8 protein-coding genes are annotated in these 7534 nt (G+C 76.0%); 1 reads left to right on the forward strand and 7 read right to left on the reverse strand.

All coding sequences use genetic code 11. The features are described from left to right. Nucleotides 1–27: 27 nt before the first annotated feature. The 6 genes from LQ51_RS26015 to LQ51_RS26040 form a co-directional block, all read right to left on the reverse strand. Complete coding sequence (locus LQ51_RS26015; protein ID WP_046570161.1) at nt 28–1293, reverse strand: beta-ketoacyl-[acyl-carrier-protein] synthase family protein; 1266 nt, start codon at nt 1291–1293, stop codon at nt 28–30. Further along, entirely contained in the window at nt 1290–2909 is a 1620-nt protein-coding gene (locus LQ51_RS26020; RefSeq protein WP_046570162.1) for a class I adenylate-forming enzyme family protein, read from the reverse strand. Before LQ51_RS26020 ends, LQ51_RS26015 begins: the two co-directional genes overlap by 4 nt. Next, nucleotides 2906–3397, reverse strand: coding sequence for a beta-ketoacyl synthase chain length factor (locus LQ51_RS26025; protein ID WP_046570163.1), 492 nt, complete (start codon nt 3395–3397; stop codon nt 2906–2908). The genes LQ51_RS26020 and LQ51_RS26025 overlap by 4 nt, the downstream gene beginning before the upstream one ends. A gap of 200 nt (nt 3398–3597) precedes the next feature. After that, a complete protein-coding gene (locus tag LQ51_RS26030) occupies nt 3598–4737 on the reverse strand; it encodes a beta-ketoacyl synthase N-terminal-like domain-containing protein (protein ID WP_046570164.1) in 1140 nt (379 codons plus the stop codon). Beyond that, complete coding sequence (locus tag LQ51_RS26035) at nt 4730–4975, reverse strand: hypothetical protein (RefSeq protein ID WP_046570165.1); 246 nt, start codon at nt 4973–4975, stop codon at nt 4730–4732. Before LQ51_RS26035 ends, LQ51_RS26030 begins: the two co-directional genes overlap by 8 nt. Next, nucleotides 4975–5238, reverse strand: a complete 264-nt coding sequence (locus LQ51_RS26040; RefSeq protein WP_046570166.1) for a phosphopantetheine-binding protein — start codon at nt 5236–5238, stop codon at nt 4975–4977. Before LQ51_RS26040 ends, LQ51_RS26035 begins: the two co-directional genes overlap by 1 nt. A 17-nt stretch (nt 5239–5255) precedes the next feature. Between LQ51_RS26040 and LQ51_RS26045 the strand changes: the two genes are divergently transcribed. Next, a complete protein-coding gene (locus LQ51_RS26045) occupies nt 5256–5861 on the forward strand; it encodes a 4'-phosphopantetheinyl transferase family protein (protein ID WP_046570167.1) in 606 nt (201 codons plus the stop codon). Between the two features lie 8 nt (nt 5862–5869). On the opposite strand, the gene LQ51_RS26050 is transcribed toward LQ51_RS26045, so the two are convergent. Then, complete coding sequence (locus LQ51_RS26050) at nt 5870–7252, reverse strand: class I adenylate-forming enzyme family protein (RefSeq protein WP_046570169.1); 1383 nt, start codon at nt 7250–7252, stop codon at nt 5870–5872. Nucleotides 7253–7534 lie beyond the last annotated feature (282 nt).

Consider the following 7534-nt stretch of genomic DNA (forward strand, 5'->3'; position numbering starts at 1 on the left):
GGCGCACCGCGCCCGGGGAGCGTCGGATCACCTCCCCGATCCGTCGTCGTGCGGTGCCGTCGTGGCGGCGGCTCGCCGGCGCAGCAGCAGGCTGACGTTCTGCCCGCCGAAGCCGAACGAGTTGGTCAGCGCGTGCTCGGCCCGGGTGGCCCGGGGCGCGGCGCGGACGTGGTCCGCCGCGCACTCCGGGTCCGGGTCGTCGAGGTGGTACGTGGGCGGCAGCAGGCCGCGGCGAAGCGCGAGCGCGGTGGCTGCCGCCTCGAGCACCCCCGAGGCGCCGAGCAGGTGCCCGGTGAGCCCTTTGGTGGAGCTGACCGGCACCCCGCCCGCGCCGAACACCTCGGCCAGCGCCGTGGTCTCGGCGATGTCGCCGAGCTTCGTGCCGGTGCCGTGGGCGTTGACGTAACCGACCTGGGCCGGATCCACCCCGGCGCTGGCCAGCGCGCGGCGCATGCAGGCGGCCGCACCGGCGCCGTCCGGGCGGGGCGCCGTCGGGTGGTACGCGTCGGTGTTCGCGCCGTACCCGGCGACCTCGGCGTAACCGGTGACCCCCCGGGCGGCGGCGTGCTCGGCGCGTTCCAGTACCAGCAGCGCCGCGCCCTCGGCGAGGACGAAGCCGTTGCGCCGCTTGTCGAACGGGCGGCTCGCCTCGGCCGGGTCGTGCCAGCCCCGGGCCAGCGCCCGGGCGTTGCCGAAGGTGTCGGCGAAGGTCGGGAAGAGCGGCGCCTCGCTCGCCCCGCAGAGCACCACGTCGGCCTCGCCGGTGCGGATGAGACGTGCCCCGTCGGCCACCGCCTGCGCGCCGGAGGCGCAGGCCGTACCGACCGACGAGCTGTAGCCGCGGATGCCGTGGGCGATGGCGATCCGTGCCGACGGCATGTTCGGCAGGATCCCGGTGAGCAGGTACGGGCTGACCGCCGCCCGCCCCCGGGCCGCCCGGGCGAGGACCTGACTCTCCAGGGTGGACATGCCGCCCACTCCGCCGACGATCACCCCGATCCGCTCCGGGTCGACGTCCCGCCCGACCTCGATGCCGGCGTCGGCGAGCGCCTCGGCTGCGGTGAGCAGGGCCAGCAGCACGATGCGGTCCAGCACCTTGGTCTCCGGGCCGGACGCCACGCTGCGCGGATCCACGTCCGGCAGCACCCCCGCCACCTCGAGGCTGTCCCGGGCCGGGTGCCCCTCCGGTGGGCGGCGCAGCCCGGACCGGCCGGTGGTCAGCGCCGCGAAGGTCTCCTCGACGCCCCGCCCGGCCGGGGTGAACAGGCCCATGCCGGTGATCACCGCGGTCACGACGGCGCCTCGGCCAGGTAGCGCTCGCGCAGCGCCACCTTGCGCACCTTGCCGGTGACGGTGACCGGGATGTCCTCGGCGCGTACCGGCACGACCCGGCGCAGCGTGGCGGCCACCTCCGGGCCGAGCGCGGCGCGGATCCGCTCGGTGCGGTCCGCCGCCGGGTCCGCCCCGGCCGCCACCTCCAGCAGCACGTCGGTGGTGACCGTGCCGTCATCCGCCTTGACGATCACCACCGTGCAGTCGGTCACGTCGGCGCAGGCGGCCAGGATGCGTTCCTCGGACAACGCGGTGAAGAACCGCCGCCCGTCCCCCACCTCGACCGAGTCCACCGCCCGGTCCAGGTGGTAGTAGCGTCCCTCCTCGTCGGCGTGGACGAGGTCGCCGGTGAGGTACCAGCCGCGCAGCCGGAACCGGTAGCTGGTGACCGAGTCGTTCCAGTAGCCGCGGAACAGCGACGGCGAGTCGACGCCGAGCCAGCCCACCTGGCCCGGGGGCAGCTCGTTGCCGTCCCGGTCGAGCACCGCCACCCGGGTGAACCGGTACGGGCGGCCGACGCAGCGGCCGTACCGGTCGGTGTCGGCGGTGTGGGTGATGTGGAACATCGAGTGCCCCATCTCGCTGGAGCCCAGCCCGTCGATGAAGACCGAGCCGGGCACCCGGGTCACCCCGGCGCGGGTCATCACGTCCCGTGAGCCCACCCGCACCAGCCGCCGTACGTGCGGCTCGTGGGAGCAGTCGCCGGTGTTGAACCACAGCCGCACGGAGTCCAGGTCGTACCCGGACAGGTCGAAGCGGGCCAGCTCCGCCCAGGTGACGGAGAAGCCGAACACGCCGTCCGGCCGCCAGCGCTGGATCGCGTCGAGCACCCGCTCGCCGCCCTGCTCGGAGAGGAGGAACATCTCCGCCCGGTTGCCCAGCGCCTGGTTGACCATGAGCACGGTGGCGGTGTGCGGGGCGGGCAGCGCGTTGAGGATCCGGCTGGTGCCCTGCGCCTGCGGCATGGACAGCAGGTGCCGGGTGGCGGCGAAGAGGCTGGCGTGCGAGTGCAGCACCGCCTTCGGCACCCCGGTGGTGCCCGAGGTGTGGGTGATGACGATCGGGTCGTCGTCGTGGTGCCGGTAGTGCGGCGGGGCCGCGGCCGGGTCGCCGCCGCCCGCCTCGGCGGGCTCGCCGAGCAGGGGCGCGCCCAGGTCGTGGCCCCGCAGGGCGGCGGCGTGCGCGGCGTCGGCGAGCACCCCGGCGGCGCGCAGCCGGCGGATGTACTCGGCGGCGATCTCCGGGCGCAGCCGGCCGTTCATCAGCGCGGGGATCGCCCCCAGCCGGGCCAGCGCCAGGAACGACAGCACCATGTCCGCCGCCGTGCCGGCCCAGACCGCCACCGGGTCACGCGGCCCGACCCCGCGCTCGTGCAGCCAGGCGGCCCGGGCGCCGACCAGCTCGTCGAGCCGGCCCAGGGTCAGCGGGGTCTCGGCCGGGTGGCCGTCGACCGCGGTGTCGAAGGTGAGTCCCGGCCCGTCCGGGTCGGCGCCGTGCGCCAGCACCCGGGCCAGCACGTTTCCGGCGCCCAGCTCGGTGTCGGCCGCCAGGGCGCCGCGCAGTCCCTTCGTCCTCATTGACGTGTTCCCTCCCCCAGCAGCACCGCGGTCGCCTCGCCCGGCGTACCGTCCGGTGCCTGTTCGATCAGGACCAGCAACACCTGCGCGGCGTCGCCGTCGTACAGCAGCAGGTCCGCCTCGGCGGCGCCCTCGTTCCAGCCGTCGCCGGTCGGGCTCAGGCACACCACCGGCCCGTCCAGCCCCCAGCGCGCCGCCACGTGCCCGGCCACGCTGTTCGGCACCGACTGGAAGAAGAACAGCGGGCCGACCCGGCCACCGGCCGCCACCGTGGCCCTTACGTGTGTGGCGCTGGCCCGGTCGCCGCTGGCGCTGACCAGCAGCACCGCCGTCCGGTTGCCGGCCGGCAGCGGCCCGTCGCCGTACCGCCGGCGCAGGCAGCGGTCGGCGACCGCCACCACCAGCGGCGCGAACCCGGAGTGCACGAAGCCGGGCACCGGCGCCGGGGGCCCGTCCCCGTTCTCCGGCCAGCGGGCCCGCGCCAGCACGACCCCGTCCTCCGAGGGCGCCGGCCGGGCCCACGGGACCGGTGTGCCGCCCGCGCCGGATGTGCCCGGGCACCGGGCGGTCTCTTGCGCGCCGGGTGTGCCCGGGGACCGGGCGGCCTCTCGCGCGCCGGGTGCGCCCGGGGACCGGGCGGCCTCTCGCGCGCCGGGTGTGTCCGGGCGCCGGGCGGCGTATGCGGCGCTCACGGCGTGCTCACCAGGAGGGCCGTGTTGGCGCCGCCGAAGGCGGCGTTGAGGGTCAGCGCGTGCCGGGTGCTGGTCGAGCGGGGCGCGTCCGTCACCACGTCCAGTGGGCAGTTCTCGTCGGGGCCGAGCCAGCCGGCGTTGACCGGCAGCTTGCCGTGCCCGAGCGCGAGCACGGTGACCACCAGTTCGAGCAGCCCGGAGGCCTCCAGCGCGTGCCCGTGCACCGCCTTCGTGGAGCTGACCGGGAGCCGCCCGGCCGCCGCACCGAACACCCGGCCCAGCGCCGCCGCCTCGGCGGCGTCGCTGTACGCGGTGCCCGTGGCGTTGGCGTTGAGGTAACCCACCGCCTCGGGCGGCAGCCCGGCCCGGCGCAGCGCCGCCGCGACGGCCCGGGCCAGGCCGAGCCCGCGCGGATCCGGCTGGCACGGGTGGTACGCGTCGCCGGCCCGCCCCCAACCGGTCACCGTGGCCAGCGTCGGGGCGCCCCGGGCGGCGGCGGCGCGGGCCGCTTCCAGCACCACCGCCACCACCCCGTCGCCGAGCAGCAGTCCCTGCCGGCCGGCGCTGAACGGGCGGACCGCCCCGTCGGCGGCGAGCGCCCGGCCGGCGTCGAAGAGGGCGTACTGGTCCGGCTCGACCAGGTAGCCGGCGGCGACCACCACCCGGTCCAGGTCGCCCCGGCCGATCAGGGTCGCGGCGTCGGCCACGGCCGTGCTCGCCGAGACGCAGGCGGTCGTGTAGACCCGGGTGGGCCCGCCCAGGCCGCAGCGGCGGGCCAGGTGGCCGGCGAGCGCCGGCACCTCCGGCCCGGTGTCCCCGCCGGGGCGGTCCGGCGCCGGCAGCGAGGCCGGGCCGCCGTGGGTGGCCAGGAACAGCGCCGCGCCGGCCCGGTGCGCCCGGTCCAGGCCGGCCGCCCGGCAGGCGTGGTCGACGGCATCGGTCAGCTCGTCGGCGAGGGTGCCGACGTCCGGCAGGGTGGCCGCCACGGTGACCCGGCGGCCGGTGGTGTCGAAGCGGCGCACCGGCGTGAACGCCGGGGTGCCGGCGAGCACCCCGGCGAGCAGCGCGTCGGCGCCCCTACCCAGGGCGCTGAGCGCGTGGACACCGGTGATCCTCAGCTGCTCCCGCTCAGCCATCTGCGGGAACGGTCAGCGAGGTGCGGAACACCGCGAGGGCGTCGTCGACGGTACGGATGCCGGCGAGCTGGTCGTCGGTCAGCTCCAGCCGGCGGTCGTAGCGTTGCTCGACGAGGTGCACGAGCCAGGCCAGCTCCATCGAGCCGACCCGGTCGGACACCTGGTCGACGGGTTTCGCGGTCAGTTCGGCGAGCATGCTCACCAGGTCAGCTCGCCCCAGGTCGGGCTGACCGGTCATCAGGCGATGTCGCTGTTCGCGGCCACCCGGTCGGCGACCATCGTGGTGAACTCGCCGACCGTCATGAGGGCCAGCTTCTCCGACTCGTCGTCGTCGAACTTCAGGCCGTACCGGTCCTCGACGCGGACGGCGAGGTCGGCCAGGGCGAGCGACTCGAGGTCGACGCCGGACGGGCCGAGGGTGGTGTCGTCGTCGACGTCCTCGACGTCGTAGTTCATGTCGGTGAGCTGCTCGATGACGAAGGCGCGGACCTCGTCTCGCATGGCGTTAACCTCTTTCCGTGAACCAGCTACCGGTGCCCGGTCGGGACACCGTGTACGTGTGGACCGGCCGCGCCGTCGGCGACCAGCGGGAGCTGACGCGACGACTGCTCAGGCGCGCGGGTGGCGCGCTGCTCGGCCGGCCCGAGGCGGAGATCGGGGTGCGACGGGCGCCCGGCGGGCGCCCGGAGGTGTACACGGCCGGCGGGCGGACGCTTCCGGTCAGCGTCAGCCACGTCGACGGGATGGTCGTGGTGGCCGCCCGGGCGGGCGGACCGGTCGGGGTGGACGTCGAGCGGTGCCGGCCGCTGCCCGCCGCCCCGCTGGCCCGGCGCTGGTACCACCCGGCCGAGGCGGCGTGGCTGGCCGCCCGGGCCGAGGCCGGCCGGGAGCTGGACTTCCTGCGCCTGTGGACGGCCAAGGAGGCGGTCGGCAAGGCGCTCGGCACCGGGCTGCGCGACGGTGGGCTGCGCCGCCGGATGCCCGTGCCGGACGGCGGCGAGGTGCTGCGCCCGGTACCCGACTGTCCCGGGGTACGGGTCGGTCATCCGGCCGGCGCGGCGGGCCTGGTGCTCGCCGTCGCGGTCGCCGGGGCGGCCGGGCCGGTCGAGGTCACCCTCGCGTAGCGGGCCGGTCATGACGCGGCGTCCCGCAGCGCCGGCGCGGAGCGGACCAGCTTGCCCGTGGTGGTGCGGGGCAACTGGTCGAGCAGGTGCAGGGTACGGGGCCGTTTGTAGCCGGCCAGCCGCTCGGCGAGCAGCTTGTCCAGGGTGTCCTCGGACAGCGAGCCGTCGGTCTGCACGTACCCGGTGATGCCGTCGTCCCAGACCACCACGGCGGCGGTCACCCCGGGCAGGTCGGCGACGGTGGCCTCGACCTCGGTGAGGTCGACCTTCATGCCGCCCACGGAGACCTGCGAGTCCAGCCGGCCCTTGATGGTGACGAGCCCGGTGTCCGGGTCGACCACGCCGGCGTCGCGGGTGTGCAGCCAGCCGTCGGCCCAGCGGGTCGGGTCGGCGAGCCCCACGTACGGGTTGGCCGGGCAGCTGACCCACAGCTCGCCGCCGGACTCCCGGACCCGGATGCCGGGCGCGGGGGCGATGGCCGGGCGGTGCGCCCCGTGCAGGTCGGTGCCGATGACCCCGACCTCGGTCATCCCGTACATGTTGCCCAGCGGCACGCCGTAGCGGTCGGTGAAGGCGCGGGCGACGGCGGCCGGGACCAGTTCACCGCCGGTGGTCATCCGGCGGAGCTGGGGCAGCGGCCCGGACGGTCGGGTGGAGGCGAGCAGGCCGATGTGGAACGGCACGCCGAGCACGGTGGCCGGGCTGTCCTGGGCGGCGACGGCGGCGAGGATCGCGTCGCCGCTGAGCCGCTCGGGCGGGCACAGCTCGACGCCGGCGTGCAGCCCGTAGAGCAGGCCGCCGACCAGGCCGAGCACGTGCACCATGGAGGGCAGCAGGATGATCCGCTCGCCGGGCAGCGCGACGCCGTCGATGCGGGTGTAGCGGTGCACCTCGCCGACCAGGTCCTCGGCGGTGCGGCCGATCACCTTGGACGGTCCGGTGGAGCCGGAGCTGAGCTGGATCACCGCGTGCGGGCTGCCGGCCGGGCCGTCGCCGTACGGCGTGACGCCGGCGGTGACGTCCACGAAGATCCGCAGCGCGCCGCCGCCGGTGCGCACCGGCGCGACGACCACCTGCGGGCCGAGCCGGCGCAGGGCCCGGTCGACCTCGTGGTCGGTGAGCCGGTGGTCGAGCAGGATCGCCTGGGCGCCGCTGCGCCAGGTGGCCAGCAGGTGCACCACGTATGCCAGCGACGGGGGCAGCCGCAGCGCGGCGGCGCCGCCGGGGCGCAGGCCGGCCTCGGCCAACCGGGTCTGCGCCGCGCCGACCAGCCGGTGCAGGCTGGCCTTGTCGATCGGCTCCGGCAGACGGAGACAAATGTCGGTGGGTCGCCCGGTGAACAGGACGTCATCCACCCAGGTCGGCGCTGCCGCCGCAAGATCTTCCGGCATGGGATGTGCTGTCACGAGCCGCCACCGCCCAGCGTGAAAGTGGGCGAAATCCGCCCAACACGTGCGTTCTCCGGGGTGCTGACGGAACCCTATGACGGCCGTTCACCACATCGCTAGATGCAAATGGCTAGATCAAGAAAAGCGGCTGGGTGGATTGCTCAGGATCGATCGGACAGGCAGGATCGACGGCACGCCGGCTCGGTGGCCCGCCGGCCGTTGGATGCTGCGCCGGCGCGGACACCGCCCGCGCCGGCCGGCGCGGACACCGCCCGCGCCGGCCGG

The organism is Micromonospora sp. HK10 (assembly GCF_000982955.1).
GTDB lineage: Bacteria > Actinomycetota > Actinomycetes > Mycobacteriales > Micromonosporaceae > Micromonospora.